The sequence below is a fragment of the Frondihabitans sp. 762G35 genome (assembly GCF_002074055.1).
In the GTDB taxonomy this organism is placed as follows: domain Bacteria; phylum Actinomycetota; class Actinomycetes; order Actinomycetales; family Microbacteriaceae; genus Frondihabitans.
Map to the genome: position 1 here is coordinate 3164680 of NZ_CP014619.1, position 20492 is coordinate 3185171.

The 20492-nt window shown below is 72.2% G+C and carries 20 protein-coding genes; 5 read left to right on the forward strand and 15 right to left on the reverse strand.

Translation table 11 applies throughout. The features are described from left to right. Positions 1-24: 24 nt before the first annotated feature. From AS850_RS15010 to AS850_RS15025, 4 genes are read right to left on the reverse strand one after another with little or no spacing between them, the layout of a single operon-like run. Positions 25-414, reverse strand: coding sequence for a Fur family transcriptional regulator (locus AS850_RS15010; protein ID WP_119869848.1), 390 nt, complete (start codon positions 412-414; stop codon positions 25-27). Then, positions 411-1349, reverse strand: coding sequence for a metal ABC transporter permease (locus AS850_RS15015; protein ID WP_119869849.1), 939 nt, complete (start codon positions 1347-1349; stop codon positions 411-413). Before AS850_RS15015 ends, AS850_RS15010 begins: the two co-directional genes overlap by 4 nt. After that, positions 1346-2209 carry a metal ABC transporter ATP-binding protein gene (locus AS850_RS15020; RefSeq protein ID WP_119869850.1) on the reverse strand — a complete coding sequence of 288 codons (864 nt, stop codon included), beginning with the start codon at positions 2207-2209 and terminating at the stop codon, positions 1346-1348. Before AS850_RS15020 ends, AS850_RS15015 begins: the two co-directional genes overlap by 4 nt. Beyond that, positions 2206-3117 (reverse strand): metal ABC transporter solute-binding protein, Zn/Mn family, encoded by a 912-nt coding sequence (locus AS850_RS15025; protein ID WP_119869851.1) that lies wholly within the window; start codon positions 3115-3117, stop codon positions 2206-2208. The genes AS850_RS15020 and AS850_RS15025 overlap by 4 nt, the downstream gene beginning before the upstream one ends. 169 nt (positions 3118-3286) lie before the next feature. On the opposite strand from AS850_RS15025, the gene AS850_RS15030 reads away from it, so the two are divergent. Further along, on the forward strand, positions 3287-4561 hold the full coding sequence (locus tag AS850_RS15030) for a sensor histidine kinase (protein ID WP_164088480.1): 1275 nt from the start codon (positions 3287-3289) through the stop codon (positions 4559-4561). Continuing rightward, complete coding sequence (locus AS850_RS15035; RefSeq protein ID WP_119869853.1) at positions 4558-5208, forward strand: response regulator; 651 nt, start codon at positions 4558-4560, stop codon at positions 5206-5208. The genes AS850_RS15030 and AS850_RS15035 overlap by 4 nt, the downstream gene beginning before the upstream one ends. Before the next feature lie 310 nt (positions 5209-5518). Here AS850_RS15035 and AS850_RS15040 read toward each other — a convergent pair whose 3' ends face one another. The 4 genes from AS850_RS15040 to AS850_RS15055 are packed head-to-tail and all read right to left on the reverse strand — an operon-like array spanning position 5519 to position 10186. After that, positions 5519-6853 (reverse strand): dihydrolipoamide acetyltransferase family protein, encoded by a 1335-nt coding sequence (locus tag AS850_RS15040; protein WP_119869854.1) that lies wholly within the window; start codon positions 6851-6853, stop codon positions 5519-5521. An 8-nt stretch (positions 6854-6861) separates the two neighbouring features. Continuing rightward, positions 6862-7887 (reverse strand): alpha-ketoacid dehydrogenase subunit beta, encoded by a 1026-nt coding sequence (locus AS850_RS15045; protein ID WP_119869855.1) that lies wholly within the window; start codon positions 7885-7887, stop codon positions 6862-6864. Continuing rightward, positions 7884-9086 carry a thiamine pyrophosphate-dependent dehydrogenase E1 component subunit alpha gene (locus AS850_RS15050; RefSeq protein WP_119869856.1) on the reverse strand — a complete coding sequence of 401 codons (1203 nt, stop codon included), beginning with the start codon at positions 9084-9086 and terminating at the stop codon, positions 7884-7886. The genes AS850_RS15045 and AS850_RS15050 overlap by 4 nt, the downstream gene beginning before the upstream one ends. Before the next feature lie 20 nt (positions 9087-9106). Next, positions 9107-10186 carry a histidinol-phosphate transaminase gene (locus AS850_RS15055; RefSeq protein ID WP_236940758.1) on the reverse strand — a complete coding sequence of 360 codons (1080 nt, stop codon included), beginning with the start codon at positions 10184-10186 and terminating at the stop codon, positions 9107-9109. Between the two features lie 53 nt (positions 10187-10239). On the opposite strand from AS850_RS15055, the gene AS850_RS15060 reads away from it, so the two are divergent. From AS850_RS15060 to purB, 3 genes are read left to right on the forward strand one after another with little or no spacing between them, the layout of a single operon-like run. Beyond that, a complete protein-coding gene (locus AS850_RS15060) occupies positions 10240-10644 on the forward strand; it encodes a phage holin family protein (protein ID WP_119870365.1) in 405 nt (134 codons plus the stop codon). Positions 10645-10697: 53 nt separating this feature from the next. Next, entirely contained in the window at positions 10698-11255 is a 558-nt protein-coding gene (locus AS850_RS15065; protein ID WP_119869857.1) for a low molecular weight protein-tyrosine-phosphatase, read from the forward strand. Next, positions 11252-12637 carry an adenylosuccinate lyase gene (purB, locus tag AS850_RS15070; RefSeq protein ID WP_119869858.1) on the forward strand — a complete coding sequence of 462 codons (1386 nt, stop codon included), beginning with the start codon at positions 11252-11254 and terminating at the stop codon, positions 12635-12637. The genes AS850_RS15065 and purB overlap by 4 nt, the downstream gene beginning before the upstream one ends. A gap of 39 nt (positions 12638-12676) precedes the next feature. Here the strand turns inward: purB and AS850_RS15075 are convergent, their stop codons facing one another. The 7 genes from AS850_RS15075 to AS850_RS15110 form a co-directional block, all read right to left on the reverse strand. Beyond that, positions 12677-12958 carry a hypothetical protein gene (locus tag AS850_RS15075; RefSeq protein ID WP_216819785.1) on the reverse strand — a complete coding sequence of 94 codons (282 nt, stop codon included), beginning with the start codon at positions 12956-12958 and terminating at the stop codon, positions 12677-12679. Further along, the gene (locus AS850_RS15080; RefSeq protein ID WP_119869859.1) at positions 12955-13614 is read right to left on the reverse strand and encodes a hypothetical protein; all 660 of its coding nucleotides are present in this window, start codon (positions 13612-13614) and stop codon (positions 12955-12957) included. Before AS850_RS15080 ends, AS850_RS15075 begins: the two co-directional genes overlap by 4 nt. A 107-nt stretch (positions 13615-13721) precedes the next feature. After that, positions 13722-14363, reverse strand: a complete 642-nt coding sequence (locus tag AS850_RS15085) for a hypothetical protein (RefSeq protein WP_123955550.1) — start codon at positions 14361-14363, stop codon at positions 13722-13724. Further along, on the reverse strand, positions 14360-15376 hold the full coding sequence (locus tag AS850_RS15090; RefSeq protein ID WP_119869861.1) for an alpha/beta hydrolase: 1017 nt from the start codon (positions 15374-15376) through the stop codon (positions 14360-14362). Before AS850_RS15090 ends, AS850_RS15085 begins: the two co-directional genes overlap by 4 nt. Then, a complete protein-coding gene (locus AS850_RS15095; protein WP_119869862.1) occupies positions 15373-17133 on the reverse strand; it encodes a GMC oxidoreductase in 1761 nt (586 codons plus the stop codon). Before AS850_RS15095 ends, AS850_RS15090 begins: the two co-directional genes overlap by 4 nt. After that, the gene (locus AS850_RS16595) at positions 17130-19181 is read right to left on the reverse strand and encodes a GMC family oxidoreductase (protein ID WP_164088481.1); all 2052 of its coding nucleotides are present in this window, start codon (positions 19179-19181) and stop codon (positions 17130-17132) included. Before AS850_RS16595 ends, AS850_RS15095 begins: the two co-directional genes overlap by 4 nt. Beyond that, on the reverse strand, positions 19178-20359 hold the full coding sequence (locus AS850_RS15110; protein ID WP_119869864.1) for a hypothetical protein: 1182 nt from the start codon (positions 20357-20359) through the stop codon (positions 19178-19180). The genes AS850_RS16595 and AS850_RS15110 overlap by 4 nt, the downstream gene beginning before the upstream one ends. Positions 20360-20492: the final 133 nt, after the last annotated feature.

A 20492-nucleotide genomic window follows, 5' to 3' on the forward strand; every position in this document is an offset into this window, starting at 1 on the left:
GCATCCTGCCGTCGGCACCAGCCGTCAGGCTGACGCCGCCGCACACGCGGCACAGGTGCCGAACACGTCGACCACGTGGTGCGCCTCCGTGAAGCCGTTCTCGGCGGCGACGCGCTGAGCCCACGACTCCACCGGATCGGCCGAGATCTCGACCGTCGTGCCGCAGGTCCGGCAGATGAGGTGGTGGTGGTGCGTCCCGGGGGTGCAGGCACGGTAGAGGCTCTCGCCGTCCTGCTGGAGGGTGTCCGCCTCCCCCTCCGATTCGAGCGACGACAGCGCCCGGTACACGGTCGCGAGGCCGATCGACGAGCCGGCGTCGCGCAGGTGCGAGTGCAGCACCTGCGCGCTGACGAACGCCTCGGACGACGACAGGGCCGTGCGGACCGCCTCCCGCTGCCAGGTGTTGCGCTTCACGACGAGACCTCCGATGCCGACGGCGCCAACCGTACCTCGCGGGCGCGGGCCCGGGCGAGGCCGCGCTTCTCGCGGCGTCCGCCGAGGATCCTGCAGACCAGCCAGATCGTGAACGAGATCGTTGTGACGTACGGCGAGATCGGCAGGCCGCCACCGAGGGCGAGCAGGATGCCCCCCACGACCGACACGAGGGCGAACGCGCAGCTCAGGACGGGCACCCAGAGCGGCGACACCGTGAGCCGGAGCGCGGCGGCGGCCGGCGTGACGAGCAGCGACAGCACGAGGAGGGCGCCGACGATCTGTACGCTCACCGCGACGGAGAGACCCAGGACGAGCATGAAGACGAGGGAGAGCGTCCGCACGGGGATGCCGGCCGCGGCCGCGACGTCCGGGTCGACGCTCGCGAAGGTCAGTGGACGCCAGACGACGAGCAGCGTCACGATGACGACGAGCGAGATGACGAGGAGGGCCCCGAGCTGCGGGTTGTCGACGGAGACGATCTGTCCGGTCAGCAGCCCGAACTTGTTGGCGGCGCGCCCCTGGTAGAGGGCGAGCGCCAGGATGCCCAGCCCGAGCCCGAAGGGCATCAGCACGGCGATGATCGAGTTGCGCTCGCGCGCCCGGTTGCCGAGCAGCCCGATGAGCAGCGCGGCGACGACGCTCCCCACGAGCGACCCCGTGACGACGTTCACTCCGATGAGCAGGGCGATCGAGGCTCCGGCGAACGAGAGCTCGCTGATGCCGTGCACGGCGAAGGGGAGGTTGCGCGTGATCACGAACGGCCCGATCAGCCCGCCGACGATGCCGAGCAGGGCGCCCGCGAAGATCGAGTTGCGCACGAGGACGACGAGCTCGCCGAAGTTCTGGAACGACAGGATGTGCGAGAACACGCTGCCGAGATCGGTCAGCGAGGTCGCGAGGGCGACGTCGATCATCGGATCGGTCCTTCCGGGTCGGGATCGAGGCCGTCGTCGCCGTGGTGGCCGTGCTCGAAGTGGTCGTGCGAGTGGCCGCTCTCGGTGCTGCCGACGATGACGATCCGGCCGAGGGTCCGGATCACGTCGACCTGGGTGCCGTAGAGCTCGGAGAGGACGTCCGCCTGGAGGACCTCGTCGGGGGTCCCGATGGTGAAGCGGCCGCCGGCGATGTAGACCACCCGGTCGACGACGTCGAGGATGGGATTGACGTCGTGGGTGACGAAGAGGACCGCGGCCCCGAGGCTCCTGCGCTGCCGGTCGATCAGGTCGGTGACACCGCGCTGGTGGCGGAGGTCGAGCGAGATGAGGGGCTCGTCGCAGAGCAGCAACGACGGGCCGGAGGCGACGGCCTGGCCGACGCGGGCGCGCTGCTGCTCGCCGCCCGACAGCGACGCGACGGGCGCCTTCGCGATGGCCGACGCACCGACCTCGGTCACCAGCGAGTCGATCAGCTCGCGCTCCCGGCGGGTCTCAGGGCGCAGTCCGTAGCGGTGGCCGGTCACCCCGAGGGCGATCATGTCGCGCGTGCGGAGCGGCGTGCCCGACTCCATGAGCCGCTGCTGGGGGATGTAGCCGATGTTGCGGTGACCGCGCCGGATCGGTCGGCCGAGGAACTCGATGGTGCCCGCGGAGAGCTCCTGCTGGCCGAGGATCGCCTTCAGGAGCGTCGTCTTGCCGACGCCGTTCGGCCCGAGGACGGCGACGAACTCTCCGGCGTGCACGTCGAGGTCGAGGCCGCTCCAGAGCTCCCGCTCGCCGAAGCGGAGCGCCGCGCCCCGCAGCCGGAGGACGACGTCGGCGTCACCCGCGATCGTCATCTCTTCGACAGCGCGGACGACACGGCGTCGATGTTCGCCTGCTGCCAGGAGACGTAGTCGTCACCCTGGGGAAGAGTCTCGGTCACGGGGACCACCGGGACGCCGGCCTTCTTCGCCGCGGCCTCGACCTGCGTGGTCTCCGGGCTCGAGGCCTGCTCGTTGTAGGCGAGGAGACGGACCGCACGGCCCTTCATCAGCGAGAGGGTGTCGTTGAGGGCGGCAGGAGGCACGTCCGACCCCTCCTCGACGGCCTTCGAGAACGCGGCCGGCGTTTCGTCGACCAGACCGATGGCGTCGAAGAGGTAGCCGGGCACCGGCTCCGTGTAGGCGACCTTCTCGCCCTCGTGGGCCGCCTTGAGGGCGATCGTCTCGTTCTGGAGCTTCGCGAGCGCCGTCTTGAAGGTCTGCGCGTTCGCGAAGAACGTCGCCGCCTTCGAGGGCTGGATCTTCGCCAGATCGGCCGCGACGGCGTTGGCCACCTTGATCATCGACGGGTAGTCGTAGAAGACGTGCTCGTTGAAGTCGCCGCCGGTCGGGAAGCCGGAGAGCTTCACGGCGTTGACGACGGTGGCCTTCGACGACGTCGACGCCAGCATCGTGTCGACGTAGTCGTCGTAGCCGCCGCCGTTCTCGACGACGATCTGCGCCTTCGAGATCGCGAGCTGCGTCCGGGCGTCGGCCTCGAAGCCGTGGGGATCCTGGTTGGGGTCGCTCAGGATGCTCGTCACCGTGACGGCACCGCCACCGATCGTCGACGCGATGTCGCCGTAGACGTTGGTGGAGGCGACCACGCGGATCGGGCCTCCGGACGAGGCGCCGGCGCCGGGCGTCGAGGCCGAGCAGCCGGTGAGTGCCAGAGCGGCCAGGACGGGGATCGCGAGGGCCGTGGCGGCGGAGCGGAGCTTCATGGGGTGTCCATCTAAGTCGGGTCGTGGAGACGTCTCGACGGTAGCCCTAAACGATAATGATTGTCAAAAGCACGCAGGAGCCCCGGCCCGTGGCACCCCGGTGCCGCCCGACTCCCCCGCCGGTACCGACCTGGCGGGGCGGGCGAGCGGACGAGGTACCGTCGACACCGTGACCGAGCAGCCCGTGGAGAGAGCGCGACCGGCGCTGTGGGCTCTGCCCGCGGATCCTGCTCTCGCGGACCTCGTCGGAGACGGCCTGCCCCGGCCGCCCGGCGTCGTGCGCCGCTTCTGGATGCGGCACGCCCGGCTCGCCGACGTGATCATCGCGATCGCGGCGCTGGTCGCCGGCTACGTCGAGTCCATCGACACCGGGGCCGGGCTTCCGGGCGCGGACTGGCTCGTGCACGGTTTCTTCGCCGTGCCGGTCGTGGCGGCGGGGATCCTGCTGTGGCGGAGGTCGCGGCCCCTGCTGACGCTCGGCGTCGTCATCGCGTGCGGTGTGGTCCTGACGCTCGCCGTGGGGACGACCCTCGGGGCGCCGACGGTCGCCGCCATCTACGCCGTGGCCGTCTACCGCAGCGCCATCGCGGCGTGGATCGGCGCGGCCGTCGCCTACGGGGCGTTCCTGCTCGCGGCGCTCCTCACGGGGCACCACCCGATCGGCGCCCCCGGCCTGCTGATCCTGCTGCTGTTCGCGCTGTTGTTCGGGATCAACATCGGAGCCAGGCGGCGCTACCTCGACGCCCTCATCCTGCGGGCGCAGCAGCTCGCCCGCGAGCGCGACCAGCAGGCTCAGCTCGCGACCGCCGCCGAGAGGGCACGGATCGCCCGCGAGATGCACGACGTCGTCGCGCACGGGCTCAGCGTGATGGTGCGGCTCTCCGACGGGGCGAACGCCGTGGCCGAGCAGGATCCGGACGCCGCACGCCGCGCCGTCTCCCAGATCGGCGAGGTGGGCCGCGACGCCCTGCGCGACATGAGGCGTCTGCTCGGTGTCCTCCGCGACGAGGACGCCCCCGCCGAGACCTCGCACCTCACGCCTCAGCCGACCCTCGCGGACCTCGCGCACCTCGTCGAGACGTACCGCTCCGCGGGGCTGCCGGTCGCGATCCGGACGACCGGCACTCCGCCCGACGACGACGGCGTGCAGCTGCTCGTCTACCGGTCCGTGCAGGAGGCTCTGACCAACGCCCTCCGCTACGCCAAGGAGCCCGCCCGCGTGCTCGTGCAGCTCGACTTCACGGCCGGTGCGGAGATCGTCGTGACCGACGACGGCTTCCTCCCCGGACCCCAGGCCTCCGTGGGATCGGGTCGCGGCCTGATCGGCCTGCGGGAGCGCGCCGCCCTCTACGGTGGGAGCGTCGAGGCCGGGCCCCTCGGGAGCGACGGCTCCGGCTGGCGCCTCCGCGTGACGCTTCCCCGAACCGCCGAAGGAGAACGATGAGCGACATCACCCTGCTCCTGGTCGACGACCAGGACCTCATCCGGGCCGGCATGGCCATGGTCCTGAACGCCACCCCGGGGCTGCGCGTCGTCGGCGAGGCGACGAACGGGGGCGACGCGGTGGCCAGGGCGGCGGAGCTCCGGCCCGAGGTGATCCTGATGGACGTGCGCATGCCCGGGCTCGACGGCATCGAGGCCACGCGCCTCATCACGCGCGACTCGCCCGAGACGCGCGTCATCATCCTGACCACCTTCGATCTCGACGAGTACGCCTTCGGCGGCCTGAACGCAGGAGCCAGCGGCTTCCTCCTCAAGGACGCCCCGCCCGCCGACCTCGTGCAGGCGATCCGCACCGTGGCGGGCGGCGAGGCCATCGTGTCGCCCCGCATCACGCAGAAGATGCTGGAGCTGTACCGGGGGCGCCTACCCGCGACGGCCGCGGCTCCCGCCGCCGCGACGCCGCTCTCGGACCGCGAGCAGGAGGTGCTCGTCGCCATGGGCCGCGGCCTCTCGAACACCGAGATCGCGGCGGAGCTGTTCCTGTCGGAGTCGACCGTGAAGACGCACGTCGGGCGCGTGCTCGCGAAGCTGGAGCTGCGCGACCGCGTGCAGGCCGTCATCTACGCGTACAAGCACGGCCTGGTGTAGCCGGCGCTGCGGCTCCTGCTGGTCGCCGCTCCCGCTCCTCGCTCCCGCGAGACTCCACAACACGCCGCTCACTTTCACGAAAAAGCGCCAATCGTGGAGTCTCGGCCGACTGGCCAACGCCGGGCTCCAGCGAGACTCCACGACACGCCGCGGCCCGGAGAACATGAGCAGCGCGTCGTGGAGTTACGGCCGGTGGGAGAACGGGCCGCTCCCGCGAGACTCCACGACACGCCGCGGCCCGGAGAACACGAGCAGCGCGTCGTGGAGTCTCGCGCGCACCGTGCGACCGGCGGCAGCGGCCCGAACCGGCTCAGTCGAGCAGCAGCGCCGGCTCCTCGAGAACGCTCGCGACGTCGGCCACGAAGCGGGACGCGACGTCGCCGTCGACGACGCGGTGGTCGAACGACGCGCCGATCGTGGTCACCATGCGGGGGCGCACCTCCCCGTCGACGACCCACGCCTTCGGCTTGATCGTTCCGAGGGCGACGATTCCGACCTCGCCGGGGTTGAGGATCGGGGTGCCGGTGTCCATCCCGAAGACGCCGATGTTGGTGATGGTGATGGTGCCGTCGGCCATGTCGGCGGGCTGCGTCTTGCCGTCGCGGGCGGTGAGCGTGAGGTCTTCCAGGGACTGGGCGAGCTGCAGGAGCGACATCGACTGGGCCTCCTTCACGTTCGGCACGATGAGGCCTCGGGGCGTCGCCGCGGCGATGCCGAGGTTGACGAAGTGGCGGACGAGGATCTCGTCGTCGGTCCACTCGGAGTTGACGGTGGGGTTCCGCTGCACGGCCCAGATGACGGCCTTCGCCATGATCAGGAGCGGCGACACCTTGACCCCGGCGAACTGCGCGGAGTTCTTGAGCCGCTTGACGAACTCCATCGTGCGGGTCGCATCGACGTCGACGAAGAGGCTGACGTGCGGGGCGGTGAAGGCGCTCCGGACCATGCCGGTGGCGATCGCCTTGCGGACGCCCTTGACGGGGATGCGCTCGATGCGCTCGTCGCCCCACTCGGGCGTCTCGATGTTGTGGAAGACGCTCGCCTGGCGGGCGGCGCGGATGACGTCGTCGCGGGTCGTCTCACCCGCGAGGCCGGTCGGCTCGACGGTGGCGAGGTCGACTCCGAGGTCTTTCGCGAGCTTGCGGATGGGCGGCTTGACCACGATCGGCTGGGCGGAGGCGGCGGGCACACTGGAGGGGCGCTGGCGCTTCTCGGCGGCGACCCGCTGGACCCGGGCGTCGGCCTCGCCCTTGCTCGGGCGGCGGCGGCGCGTGACCACGTGGCCACCGGTCGTCCCGTAGCCGACCAGGACGGCTCCGGCGCCGTCGTCGACGGGCGGCTCCTCGAACTCCTCCGACTCGAGGATCTCGTCTGCCGGGGTGCGGGGGATCTCACCGCCGGACACGCGGATGATCGGCGCTCCCACGTCGACCGTCTGGCCGGACTGCACGAGCAGCTCGTCGACGGTGCCGGCGAACGGCGAGGGGAGTTCGACGAGCGACTTGGCCGTCTCGATCTCGACGAGGACCTGGTTGACCTCGATGGTGTCGCCGGGCGCGACCTTCCACTCCACGATCTCGGCCTCGGTGAGGCCTTCGCCGACGTCGGGGAGGTGGAACTCGTTGCTGGTGCTGGTGGGCGACAAGGGGTCTCCTAGTAGGCGAGGGCGCGGTCGACGGCCTCGAGCACGCGGTCGGCGTCGGGCAGGTAGACGGCCTCGAGCTTGGCGGGCGGGAAGGGGGCGTCGAAGCCGCTGACGCGCAGCACGGGCGCTTCGAGGGAGTAGAACGCCTTCTCGGCGACTGTCGCGGCGATCTCGGAGCCGACGCTGACGTTGCCGGGTGCCTCCTGCGCGACGACGAGGCGGCCGGTCTTGCGGACGGACGCGAGGATGGGATCGAAGTCGAGGGGCGACAGCGAGCGGAGGTCGACGACCTCGATGCTGATGCCCTCCTCGGCGGCGATCTCGGCGGCCTGCAGGAGCACGCTCACCATCGCGCCGTGCCCCACGACGGTGACCTCGGTGCCGACGCGCACCACGCGGCTGGCGTGCAGGGGCACGCCGGGGCGGGCGAAGTCGACCGGGCCCTTGGGCCAGTAGCGGCTCTTGGGCTCGAAGAACATGACGGGATCGTCGGAGGCGATGGCCTCCTGGATCATCCAGTAGGCGTCGTGCGGGGTCGACGGGCTCACGCTGCGGAGCCCGGCGGTGTGCGCGAAGTACGCCTCGGGGCTCTCCTGGTGGTGCTCGACCGCGCCGATGTGCCCGCCGTAGGGCACCCGGATGACCACGGGCATCCGGAGCGAACCCTCGTGCCGGTTGGTGAGCTTCGCGAGCTGCGAGGTGATCTGGTCGAAGCCGGGGAAGATGAAGCCGTCGAACTGGATCTCGATCACCGGGCGGTAGCCGCGCATGGCGAGGCCGATCGCGGTGCCGACGATGCCGGACTCGGCGAGCGGCGTGTCGAGGACGCGCTTGGCGCCGAACTCCTGCTGCAGGCCCTCGGTGACGCGGAAGACGCCTCCGAGCGTGCCGATGTCCTCGCCCATGAGCATCACGCGGGGGTCGTCGGCCATGGCCTTGCGGAGGCCGGCGTTGATGGCGCGGCCGAGGGGCATCGTCTCGACGCCCGTGGTGGCGGGAGCCGCGGCGGGCGCGGTCGTGATCGTGTCGGTCATTCGCTGTCTCCGAAGGACGACTCGTAGTTGGCGAGCCACTCCTTCTGCTCGGTGATCCGGGGGTGCTCCTCGGAATAGACGTGATCGAACATGAGGTCGCTGGAGGGACGCTCCAGCGCCAGGGTGCGGCGGCGGACGTCGGCCGCGAGGTCGCGGGCCTCGGCCTCGACCTCCGCGAAGAACGCGTCGCCCGCGCCGCGGCTCCGGAGGTAGGCCTCGAAGCGCGTGATCGGGTCGCGCGCGATCCACGACTGCGTCTCGGCGTCGGTGCGGTACTTCGTCGGGTCGTCGGAGGTGGTGTGAGCTCCGATGCGGTAGGTGAGGGCCTCGATGAAACGGGGCCCTCCTCCTGCGCGCGCCGCGTCGAGGTCGCGCCGGGTCACGGCGTACGCGGCGAGCACGTCGTTGCCGTCGATCTGCGTGGACGGGATGCCGAAGCCCTCGCCGCGCTTGTAGAGCGGCGTGCGGGACTGCGTCGCGACGGGGACCGAGATGGCCCACTGGTTGTTCTGGAGGAAGAACACCTCGGGGGTCTGGTAGCTGGCCGCGAAGACGAGCGCCTCGCTGACGTCGCCCTGGCTCGTCGCACCGTCGCCGAAGTAGGCGACGACGGCCTGGTCGCGCTCGGGGTCGCCCGAGGCGTGGTCGCCGTCGAGGGCGATGCCCATGGCGTAGCCGGTGGCGTGGAGCGTCTGCGAGCCGATCACGAGCGTGTAGAGGTGGAAGTTGCCGCGCTCCGAGGGCTCCCAGCCGCCGTGGGTGGTGCCGCGCAGGAGCCGCACGACGTCGACCGGGTCGATGCCGCGGACGAGACCGACGGCGTGTTCGCGGTACGACGGGAAGAGGTGGTCCTGCGGGCGGGCGGCGTGGGCCGACCCGACCTGGGCGCCCTCCTGGCCGTGGCTCGGCACCCAGAGGGCGAGCTGGCCCTGACGCTGGAGGTTGCCGGCCTCGTCGTCGAAGCGCCGCGTGCGGACCATGTCGCGGTGGAACTGCCGGAGGGTGTCGTCGTCGAGGACCTCGACGACGGGGAGGAACTCGGCCGTCCGGTCGTTCTCGACGAGCGCTCCGGCGGCGTCGAGGAGCTGGACCGTCGCCTCGGTGGCCGCTCCCCAGGTGGGAGCCTGACCGGCGGGAGGAGCCTGACCCGCTGGCGGGGCCTGGACGGGGGCGGAGAGCCCCGGTGCGCTTTCAGACATGGGGTCGAGCCTATTACCCCTCAGGAGCCGGATTCCTGGAGGCTTCGGACAACCTCCTGCGCGGCTCCTAGGAGTTTGTCGACAGAAGCGGACTCGCCGATGCTGATCCGGATGCCCTCCGGAGCGAAGGCGCGCACGACGATGCCGGCCCGCTCGAAGACCGTCACGGCGCGGGCCGTGTCCTCGCCCGTGGGCAGCCAGATGAAGTTGCCCTGGGCGCGCGGCGGGTTCCAGCCCTGGTCGACGAGCGCCTGCCAGATCTGGTCGCGGAGCACGGCGATGCGGTGGACGCGCTCCAGCAGCTCGCCCTCGTGCTCGAGGGACGCCAGGGCGGCCTGCTGCCCCATCGCCGTGACGGAGAGCGGGATCGCGGTGGAGCGGGCGGCATCGAGCACGTAGGCGGGCCCGACGGCGTAGCCGACCCGGAGCCCCGCGAGGCCGTAGGCCTTCGAGAAGGTCCGCAGGACGACGAGGTTGGGGTGCCTCTCGGTCAGCGACAGCCCGTCGACGGCCGACTCGTCGGTCACGAACTCGGCGTACGCCTCGTCGAGCACCACGAGCACGGTCTCGGGCACGCGGGCGAGGAACGCCTCGACCTCGGCCGTCGTGACGATCTCGCCGGTCGGGTTGTTCGGCGAGCAGACCAGGACGATGCGGGTCCGGTCGGTGACCGCATCGGCCATGGCATCGAGGTCGTGCCGGCCGTCGGGCAGGAGCGGAACCTGCACGCTGGTCGCGCCGGTCACCGTCACGAGACCGGGGTAGGCCTCGAACGAGCGCCAGGCGTAGACGACCTCGTCGCCGACCTGGGCGGCGGCCAGCAGGAGCTGGGACAGGAGCGACACGGATCCGGCCCCCACGTGCACCTCGTCGACGTCGACCCCGATCCGCGCGGCGAGCGCCTCGCGGAGGGCCGTGGCTCCGGCGTCGGGGTAGCGGTTAAGGTCGACGGCACCGCGCAGTGCCTCGACGACCGCCGGGAGCGGATCGAAGGGGTTCTCGTTCGACGACAGCTTGAACGCGTCGGCGGCCGCCTGCCGACCCTGCCGATAGGGCGGGAGGGCGGCGATTTCGGGGCGGAGACGCACGGGAGAGGTCACCCGACAAGAGTACGGGCTACCACCCGGGCCGCCGAGTCGGCATAGTGGTCGCCATGCGCTTCTTCGTCCGGCTCGTCATCAACGCTCTCGCGCTCTGGCTCACGACCTACCTCGTCTCCGGCGTGCACGTGACGGCGTTCGGGGATCGCACCGTCGTGCCGACGGTCCTCACGTACCTCCTCGTCGCGTTCATCTTCGGTCTCGTGAACGGCATCGTCGGGACCGTCATCAGGATCGTGGCGTTCCCGCTCTACATCCTGACCCTCGGCCTCATCTCGTTCATCGTCAACGGCCTGCTGCTCGTGGTCGTGGCGGGGGTGTCGGGCATCATCGGCTTCGGCCTCACCGTCGACAACTTCGGCTGGGGCATCCTGGGGGCCCTCGTCCTCGCGATCCTCGCCTGGCTGATCGGCATCGTCCTGCGGCCCTTCTTCGGCACCGTCGCCACGCGCCGCTGACCACCCCGGCGGCGGAGCCGCCCTCCCGACCCGATGCTGCTGGAAGACGGACCATGGACCTCGACGACGACTCCTCGGTCTCCGGCGAACCACCGCTCTTCCGGATCGTCTTCGTCTGCACGGGCAACATCTGCCGCTCCCCCATGGCGGCGATCGTCTTCGGCTCGCTCGTCGAGCGCGCAGGCTACGGCGAGCGCGTCGCCGTCTCGTCGGCCGGCACGGGCGACTGGCACGTCGGCGAGCACGCCGACTCCCGCACGATCGAGGCCCTCGCGAACCGCGGCTACGATGGGTCGCGGCACCGGGCGAGGCAGTTCGAAGCCGCGGACTTCGCCCGCCACGACCTCGTGGTGGTCTTCGATCGCGGCCAGGAGCGCATTCTGAAGTCGTGGGCGCCCAGCGAGTCCGAGCGCATCAAGGTCCAGCTCCTGCGGAGCTTCGACAGGGGGCGCGAGGTCGACGCGGGTCCGCACGTCGGCGGAACGGACGTCCCCGATCCCTACTACTCGGATGCCGCCATGTTCGAGACCGTCCTCGACCTGGTCGAACGGGCCTCCACGGCGCTGTTCCGGCAGATCGAACCAGCACTACGACAGGGATCCCTCCAATGAGCCTTCCGCAGCAGCCCCTGAGCCCCCTCGACGGTCGGTATCTCCCCGCCGTCGCCGACCTCGGCGAGCACCTCAGCGAGGCGGGGCTCAACCGCGCCCGCGTGCACGTCGAGGTCGAATGGCTGATCGAGCAGACCGACCGCTCGTTCGCCGGATCCCGCCCGCTCGAAGACGACCAGAAGGCGGCCCTCCGCTGGGTCGTCGCCGACTTCGGCCAGAGCGACATCGACGAACTGGCCGCCCTCGAGGCGACCACCCGCCACGACGTCAAGGCCGTCGAGTACTACGTCCGTGCGCGCCTGGCCGACCTGGGCCTCGACGCGATCGCCGAGCTCACCCACTTCGCCTGCACGTCGGAGGACATCAACAACCTCAGCTACGCGCTCGTGGTGAAGTCGGCCGTCTTCGACGTGTGGCTCCCCCGCTTCGACAGCGTGATCGCCCTCTTCGCCGACCTCGCCCGCGAGCACGCCGAGACCCCGATGCTGTCGCACACCCACGGCCAGCCCGCCACCCCGACGACCGTCGGCAAGGAGTTCGCGGTCACCGCGCACCGCCTGGGCCGCGTGCGCGAGCAGATCGTCGGCACCGAGTTCCTCGGCAAGTTCTCCGGTGCCACCGGCACGTTCTCGGCGCACGTCGTCGCGGCCGGGGACCTCGACTGGCCGGCGATCTCGAGGGCCTTCGTCGAGGGTCTCGGTCTCTCCTGGAACCCGCTGACCACGCAGATCGAATCGCACGACTGGCAGGCCGAGCTGTACTCGCGGGTCGCCCACGCCAACCGCATCCTGCACAATGTCGCCACCGACATCTGGACCTACATCTCGATGGGCTACATCACGCAGATCCCGCAGGCGGGAGCGACCGGCTCGTCGACGATGCCGCACAAGATCAACCCGATCCGGTTCGAGAACGCCGAGGCGAACCTCGAGATCTCGTCGGCGCTGTTCTCCTCGCTCGCCGAGACCCTGGTGACGAGCAGGATGCAGCGCGACCTGACCGACTCGTCGTCCCAGCGCAACATCGGCGTCGCCTTCGGCCACTCGCTCCTGGCGCTCGACAACATTCGCCGCGGACTCGGCGAGATCGCCATCAACACGGAGGCGCTCGCCCGCGACCTCGACGGCAACTGGGAGGTCCTCGGCGAGGCCATCCAGACCGTCATCCGCGCCGAGATCACGGCCGGCCGCTCGTCGATCTCCGACCCGTACGCGATGCTCAAGGAGCTCACGCGCGGCCGCCGGGTCGGGCAGGAGGAGCTGGTCGCGTTCGTCGACGGGCTCGACATCGGCGACGAGGCCAAGGCCCGCCTCCGCACCCTGACCCCCGGTGACTACACGGGAGTCGCGGCGTCGCTGGTCGGGTACCTGCCAGGCGCCTAGCGGGCGCAGTGGCCGTGCGGGCGCAGGGGCCGTTCGGGCTCAGTGGCCGCGCGGCCCCTCGTCGTCGTCCTCGAGGATGCCCTTGACCCGGCCGTTCTCGTCGCGGATCTCGTGACGCTCCTCGGCGTTCGGCTTCGCGGCGAGCGTCAGCATGGCCAGGACGACCACGCTCACGATGAAGGCGATCAGCAGGAAGATCAGGGCCATACGGATCTCGCGCGTCGCGAGCATCACGATGAGGCCGGTGAACACGCTGAAGACGGCGGCGAGCCCGAGGAGCTCGGCCGGACGGATGCGCTCGTGTCTGCTGGGTGTCGTCATGGCCTGTGCGCTCCGTCGATCGTGGGTTCGCCCGCGGCGGGCCGTTCGTCGGCCGCACCGGTCTGCCACCGGAGGGAGAGCCCCTGGATGACGAGGAAGACCCCGACGAGGACGCCGTAGGCCCCGAGGAATCCGACGAGGATGGTGGACGACGTCAGCGTGCCCTGGATCTTCTCGATGCCGCCGAGCTCCTTGGCGTAACCGGAGGGCGTCAGCACGAAGCTCAGCACGAGCACGAGCGTGAGCGCGCCGACGACGATCCAGTCGCGCGCGAGCGAGCTGCGTCGACGGCGACGCAGCCCCATGACGATCTCGAGCGATCCCGTGAGGACGCCCCACGCGATGACGACGCCGACGAGGGCGGGGATGCCCCCGCTGCGCAGCGCGATGGCGACGACGCCGAGCACCAGAGACACGACGCCCTGGACGATCGACAGCGACCGCGAACCCGGATCGACGAGGTAGCGGCCCGAGAAAAAGGTCAGCAGGGCACCCGCGACGATGGCCGCGATCCCGAAGACCTGCAGGCCGATCGACGTCGAGTGGTCGTTGACGAAGGTGATGACGAGTCCCATCGCCACCAGCGGCACGGCCCGGAGGAGCGGGACCGGCCAGTAGCGCGCGTCGGCTGCCGCGTCGAGCTGAGGGGCCGTCACAGGACTTCTTTCGGGCAGGGGAGGGGGACGATCGAGTTTACCTCCGGGCATCCTGGATTCTCGCCCGCCCCGTCTCGACGTGAAGCATCGGTGACGGCAGCGACGCGTCAGTCGCGGCGCAGCCGGACGGCGAATCCGACGAGGAAGCGCGGGACACCGCCCCGCATGCTCGCGACCTGCCGCGCCAGATCGGCGGGACGGATCCGCAGGATGCCCGCCCTGACGGGCACGAGACCCTCCGCCGCCCGATCCGGCCTCCTCAGCAGCGCCGCCGACGCGTGCTCGTCCGCTCGCGACACCCGGGTGAAGAGCGTCGTGGTCTCGGACCAGGCCCGCGCGTAACCGCCCCGGACGACCTTCACCCCTTCGATCACGTGCCGAGCGGTGGCATCGGTGCCGCAGACGAGCCGGTAGTACATGCGACGCTCGGAGGGGCCGGTCCGCGGCAGGAGGTCCGCGAAGCCCGTGACCACGGGGCCGTCGATCCCGTGCCCGAGACCTCGTATGAGGCCCTCGGCGACGGTCGCCCGGTAGCCGTCGCGCGCATCCGGCAGGGCGTCGAGTCGCAGGAGGAGGCGGTCCAGGTCGAGGAGGGCCGGCGCGTCGTCGAACGGCGCCAGGGCAGCACCGCGGGCGAGCTCGACGATGTCGTCGCCGCGGACGTCGCCGCGCTCGGGCAGATCGACGGCGGGGGCCCCGAGGATGCGTGCGACGGGACCGACCATCCGCTCTCGGAATCGCGTGGTCATCGGCAGGCACCGCCTTCCCCGACGGACAGGGACTGCGCTCGCCCGGAGGCGACCGCCGTCACGAAGTCGACGACGTCGGAGCGCACGGCGTCGCCGACGGGGAAGGACTCGAAGTCGAGGCCGTGGCGCGCGCCGGGGCAGGCGCGGACCGTGATGCTCGCTCCCGCGGACGCGCCCACGCCGTCCGCCCACCGGGCGACGGCGCTCGGGTCGATGTAGAGGTCGTCGTCGGGGTCGCTCAGCTCGACGAGCGTCGGGAGCCCCGGTGGCAGTGGACGAGCCGACGCGATCTGGGCCTCGAGGAGCAGGCGCCCGGCGAACACGGGATCCTGGAGCGGCGACGGCGGACTCGGCGGCCCCGCGACCGGGGCTCGGAGGTCGTGGGTCAGCGCGCGGAGCCGCGAGACGCCGTCGCCACCGGCCGCGGCGCGGGGCGCCAGCGCGGGTGCCTCGAGCGCGAGCCCGGCGACGGGGCGGTCGAACAGGGCGAGGCGGCGCGGATCCTGCGCGATGCGCGTCGCGACGAGGCCGCCGAACGACCAGCCCGCGAGGATGAGCGGACGCGAGCCACCCGGTGCCGGCGCCGTCGCGCGGTCCACGCGGGAGGCGAGACGGGCGAGGTCGTCCACGCTCCAGAGATCGATGGCCCCGGCGTCGGTCAGCCCGTGGGAGGGCAGGTCGAACGAGACGACTCGCACCCCCGCGTCGCGGAGGGCCGAAAAGAGCGCGGGATGGTTGTCGAGCCGGTCGGCGTGGCCGTGCAGGAAGAGCACGTCGGCGACGGGCTCGTGGCGCGGCTCGACCACGCCGACGCGCACGCGGTGGGCGCCGGCTCCGAGATCGGGGACGGACAGGTCTCCGGTCAGGAGCCCGTCGACCACGGAGTCGGGCGCGGGCCGGAGGACGACGCCCCGCGCGTCGACGCCGCCCGGCGGGGCGATCGACGGCACGACCGGGACGATGACGGCCACCAGGGCGAGCAGCGCCAGCGCGGCGCTCCGTCGGCGGCTCATCGCTCGGCCCTGAGTCGCGCGAGATCGTCCCGGATCAGGTGATCGACGTTCCGTTCCGCGAGGGCGGCGATCGTGAGGGACGGATTCGCCCCGGTCGACGTCGGGCAGAGAGCCCCGTCCGTCACGTAGAGACCCGCGTGGACGCGCCCGTCGCCGGTGAACACCCGCCCGCGGGAGTCGCAGGCGCCCCGCTCCACCGAGTCGGCCGTCACGGCACCGCCGAGCGGGTGGACGGTGACCGGTGTGTACGAGGGACGGCCGCGCCCGAGGAGAGCGTGGCGCGGGTTGGCGACGAGCCGGGCCTCGGTGTTCTCGCTGAGGAGCGCGACGTCCCGGGCCTGCTCGGCGAAGATCCGCTGATGCCCCGAACCCCGCCAGGCCACGCGGGGGCGGCCGCGGCGGTCGAGGGTGATCCGCCCCCTCGCCCCGTCGGCACCCATGGCGAGCCAGACCTGCGAGTGCTCCAGGGCACCGCACCCGGGCGGGCAGCCGTTTCCTCGCAGGTCGCACCACACCTTCTCGTCGCGCTGGAGGGCGAACCGGGCGCCCAGGATCCGGCGGAGGGCCTCGGCCAGGCCGTAGGGCACCGCGCCGTCCTGGACCAGGTGGCCGCCCTCCGACGTGCGGAGATCGACCATGGCGGTGATGGTCGGCCCCGTCTCGAACTCGGGGGCGAAGGCGTCGCGGGCGCCGAGCCCGGTGCGCCGACCGCTCGAGTTGTAGGCGACCGCGAGCGAGTCGCCGTTGCCCGAGAAGTGGTCGCCCAGCGCCGCGGAGAGGTCGAGACCCCTGTCGCGGCTGCGCAGCAGGATGCCCGTCGTTCCGAGAGAGCCCGCGCCGAGCACGACGACGTCGCAGTGGAGTTCGAACCGACGCGGGACGACACGACCGCCCCGGACGACGTGGCGCGTCCCGGTGAGGCACCACCGGCGACCCGGGCGGGACGACGGCGTCACGGTCGTCACCTCCGCCCCCGTCACCAGGCGGGCCCCGTCGGCGTGCGCCCGGGGCAGGTAGCTGGCGCGCATCGTCGTCTTGGCGCCGACGTTGCAGCCGGTCATGCAGTTGCCGCAGAGGGTGCACCGCGGCTGGACGACACCGTGCTCGTTCGGCCCCTCCGGCCGGGTGAGGTTGATCGCCACGGGCACCTTCGTGGTGGTGGTCCCCCGAGCCGCGGCGAGCGCCTCCAACGCCTCCACCTTGGCGAAGCGGGGGCGGTGCTCGGCCGCGCGCCCGTGGACGTCGGCGGACGTCGCGGCGGGGTCGAAGCCGGAGCCGCGGAGCGAGCCGGGCACCGTGCGGGGGCCGCCCCGGGCATCCTGCTCGTCGACCGAGACCTCGGGACGCAGGATCTCGCGCACCCGGTCGAACCACGGCGCGAGCGACTCGGAGTCGATGCCGCCGGGCCACCCGGTGGCGAACACCTCGGGGCGCGGTTCGAGCAGCACGTTCGCGTAGATGAGGGAGCCGCCGCCGAGGCCGCTCGCCACGAGGCTGTCCATGTCGGCGCCGAGCGAGAGGTCGAACAGGCCCAGGGGGTTCCGCCTCGTGCGGACAGCGGACCGCACGGACACGAAGTCGGCCGGGAAGTCGCCGGGCACCCACTCCCGGCCGCGCTCGAGGACGACGAGCCCGCCGCGGTCGACGTGGGGTGCGAGGCGCGCGGCCGCGACGGCGGCACCGAAGCCGGATCCGACGACGGCCACCTCGCACTCGGTGGGCAGGTCGGTCTCGGCAAGGCGTTCGGGGGCCGTCATCGTTCTCCTCCTCGGGGATCGGCCGGCGCAGGATGCCCGGCGGGGGGTGTCGCGTCGCCGTGTCGGGCCCGACCGGCTCGCGTGCGGTCCACCCGCACCGCGTCGGCGATGATCTCGCTCGCCGCCCGCTCCGACGCCGCGAAGATCGTCATGAGCGGAAACAGGGCGGGGATGCGGGGGAACGCCGAGGCGTCGACGACCCTCAGACCGGCCACCCCGCGCACGCGGAACTTCGAGTCGAGGACCGCCATCCGATCGCCGTCGGCCCCCATCCGCGCCGTGCAGCTGGCGTGGTGTCCCCAGGCGTCGCGGGCGATGACCGCGTCGAGGTCCGCGTCGGAGACGACCTCCGGGCCGGGATACACCTCGCGATCGGTCGCGGCGTCGGCGAACCGGAGACTCCTGGCCCGCTGATTGATGTCGCGCGCGCGGGCCAAACCCTGCCGGACGGCGGCGAGGTCCCGCTCGCTCGCGGGCCCGCCCCGTCCGTCGTCGAAGTAGCCGAAGTCGATGGCCGGCGGGACCGTGGGATCGGCGGACACCAGCCGGACGCTCCCGCGCATGCTCGACTGGTAGCCGCGCACGACCGCCCAGGTGAAGTGGTCGCCGCCCGCGACACCCTGTTCGGCGAAACCGGGGCGATAGCCGGTGAAGCTCGACGGCGATCCGAACAGGAAGATCTCCGGGTGCTCCGTCCCGCCCGCGACCTTCTCCTTGACGCCGACGAGGATCCCGTTCGACCGGTAGAGCGCGTTCGGGTCCCCCGACCGCCACTGGGCCAGTCCCGGATCGCCGGGCGCCCCGTAGGTCTTGCCCTGGAGCACCGCGAACGGCCGGTCGAACTCGGTCACGACCGTCATCTCGTAGCGGTCCTGCAGATTCGACCCGACGCCGGGGAGGTCGACGACGGGTTCGACGCCGTGCCGTCGGAGCTGCCCCGCCGGGCCGATGCCGGACAGCATGAGGAGCTGCGGCGTGTTGAACGCACCCGCCGCCAGAATGATCTCGCGGCGAGCGCGGACGCGCCGACGGAGTCCCTCCCGGTCCGCAGGAGCCACGGGCCGATGCCGCGGGCTCGCGCCGTACGCGCGCGGCGCCACCAGCACGTCTAGCCCCACGGCCCGCGGTCGGCCGTCGTCGCCCTCGTCGAGGATCACCCGCTCGACCAGGGCGTCCGTCTGGAACGAGAGCGCCGTGCCGAGGCGCTGAGCCGCCTCCGTGAGGCGCTCCCGGATTCCGTAGCGGCGACCCGCCCTGGTCGACTGGGGCACGAGAGTGACGCCCTCGCGGAGGGATTCGACGCTCGCCTCGTCGTTGGGGTCGAGGAGGGTGCCCGAGACGCGACCGTGCACGAGGTCGACCGCCGTCGCGGGCGCCGAGAGGCCGCTGGTCGAGGCCGACGCGGCGACGACCAGGCGCGAGAGCACCGGGTCGGCCGCCAGCAGGGATGCCGGGGAGTCCTCGATCGACAACCACTCCCTCACCCGTCGCTGGAAGGGCAGCATCGCGAGGGCGTTCCAGGAGGGATCGCCGGTGATTCGGCCGATGGAGTCCCAGTCGTCGCTCTCCGGCGCGAGCATCAGCATCGCGTGGTGGGCCGTGCAGCCGCCGAGGGTCGAGGCGCGCGGATAGAGGACGCCGTCGCGCTCCCTGACGAAGGCCGAGCCGTGCTTCGAGGCATCGGAGTAGTGGCGGACGAAGAAGTCCCAGCTCATCTCGGGATCGCTCGACGCGAAGAGGTGGAAGGCCGGGACCTCGTAGACGTCGCGCGACGTCGACGCGGGCCCGGCCTCCACGACGAGCACGGAGTACCCGGCCTCGGCCAGGCGCACGGCCAGCGGCCCCCCGCCGGCACCCGCCCCGACCACCACGTAGTCGTACTCCGTCTCGCGCGCGAGGGCGTCCGTGTCGAGGGGTTCGCGTCGGGGGCCGGCCGCGACGGTGCGGGCGATGGGAGTGCGGGTCGCGGCGACCGCCGAGACGGCGGCCGCGGCTCCTGCGATCCCGGCACCTCCGGCGAGGAACTGGCGACGGGACGGAGCGCTCACGCCACACCCCCGGTCGTCGGGGCGGCGAGCGGGCGGACGATCGTCGGCTCGGTCGAGAGGCACCGGAGCCCGAGGGCGCAGGACGCCGCGGCCGTCGCCCCGAGGACGACCACCGACACGACGACGCCCGGATCGACCACGACGACGGCGGCCACCCCCACCGCGAGGAGGACCGCGACGCGGACGACGACGGCCGCTCCGGCGACGCGCCTCAGCAGCAGATCCACGACGATCGGCGCCGCGATCGCGAGGCAGGCGGCGCAGGATCCGACGACCGGCCCCGCGACGACGGTCACCGCCACCACGGCCCACAGCAGGCCCGCGTGCTCCAGCGCCCGGACGGCTCCGGATCGCAGACGCGAGAGCGCGGCGACGGCGACGGCCGCGCACACGGCCGAGGCGCCCACGAGGAGACCGGGCCACGGCGAAGCCGGGGTGAGCGCGACCGCCACGGCGGGGACGCCGCCGAGCACGATCATGGCGAGCGACGCGACCGAGGCCGTCGTCCGGACGGTCGGCCAGAGGCGGGGCGGGGCCGCCACGTCGGTGACGCGGCCCGCGAGGAGGAGGGCGAGTGCGGTGAAGCCGGCGACCGTCGCGACGTCGGCCCCGTCGACCGCGACGCCGGAGTGCGTGAGCGGGTGGACGAGCAGGGCCGCCGTGACCGGCAGGAGCACCGTGGTCGACACGACGACGACCCGGGAGAAACCGACGCGGCCCGTCCACCACAGCCCGGCGAGCGCCAGCACGAGGCCCGCCACCGGGGCGACGCCGGCCAGGTGGGCCAGGACGGCCCAGCCGAGACCGAGCCACTGCACGGCGGCGAAGTGAAGAGGTGAGCCGAACCAGAGCGCGAGGCCGGCGTTCACCACGATGACGCCGATCAGGAGCACGACGAGCCCGCCTCCGAGCGAGGCGAGACTCGCTCCGGTCGAGAGCGCGAGGGTCGAGGTGACACCGGCCCACCCGGCGAGGAGGCGGGCGCTCGCCGGGCTCGCCGCGGCCGCGAGCATCCTGCCGCGCACGAGCAGGACGGCGGTGGCGGCGGCGAGCACGGCCGGGAACACCCACCCCGCGATCAGCGGCAGGGCCGCCTGGACGAGCACCACCACGCCGGCGAGCCCGACGAGGGTGGCGAGCGTGATGACCAGCAAACGCCGGTGCTCGATGGTCGACACGATGGGAACCTCCGCAACTAGAATTTCAGATAGTGAATACCATCGGTGCTGGGAATCAGCCCGGGTCCTTCCGTTTCGCTTCGCCCTCCCAGCCCGCGCCCGTAGTGTCATGACATCTGCACGGAGCGATCGC

Bases quoted from the DNA above. Each gene is read 5' to 3' on its own strand.
- AS850_RS15065 (WP_119869857.1), top strand. From the start codon at position 10,698: ATGGACCTCGACGACGACTCCTCGGTCTCCGGCGAACCACCGCTCTTC.
- AS850_RS15025 (WP_119869851.1), bottom strand. From the start codon at position 3,117: ATGAAGCTCCGCTCCGCCGCCACGGCCCTCGCGATCCCCGTCCTGGCC.
- AS850_RS15060 (WP_119870365.1), top strand. From the start codon at position 10,240: ATGCGCTTCTTCGTCCGGCTCGTCATCAACGCTCTCGCGCTCTGGCTC.
- AS850_RS15035 (WP_119869853.1), top strand. From the start codon at position 4,558: ATGAGCGACATCACCCTGCTCCTGGTCGACGACCAGGACCTCATCCGG.
- purB (WP_119869858.1), top strand. From the start codon at position 11,252: ATGAGCCTTCCGCAGCAGCCCCTGAGCCCCCTCGACGGTCGGTATCTC.
- AS850_RS15020 (WP_119869850.1), bottom strand. From the start codon at position 2,209: ATGACGATCGCGGGTGACGCCGACGTCGTCCTCCGGCTGCGGGGCGCG.
- AS850_RS15045 (WP_119869855.1), bottom strand. From the start codon at position 7,887: ATGACCGACACGATCACGACCGCGCCCGCCGCGGCTCCCGCCACCACG.
- AS850_RS15015 (WP_119869849.1), bottom strand. From the start codon at position 1,349: ATGATCGACGTCGCCCTCGCGACCTCGCTGACCGATCTCGGCAGCGTG.
- AS850_RS15085 (WP_123955550.1), bottom strand. From the start codon at position 14,363: ATGACCACGCGATTCCGAGAGCGGATGGTCGGTCCCGTCGCACGCATC.
- AS850_RS15090 (WP_119869861.1), bottom strand. From the start codon at position 15,376: ATGAGCCGCCGACGGAGCGCCGCGCTGGCGCTGCTCGCCCTGGTGGCC.
- AS850_RS15095 (WP_119869862.1), bottom strand. From the start codon at position 17,133: ATGACGGCCCCCGAACGCCTTGCCGAGACCGACCTGCCCACCGAGTGC.
- AS850_RS15050 (WP_119869856.1), bottom strand. From the start codon at position 9,086: ATGTCTGAAAGCGCACCGGGGCTCTCCGCCCCCGTCCAGGCCCCGCCA.
- AS850_RS15075 (WP_216819785.1), bottom strand. From the start codon at position 12,958: ATGACGACACCCAGCAGACACGAGCGCATCCGTCCGGCCGAGCTCCTC.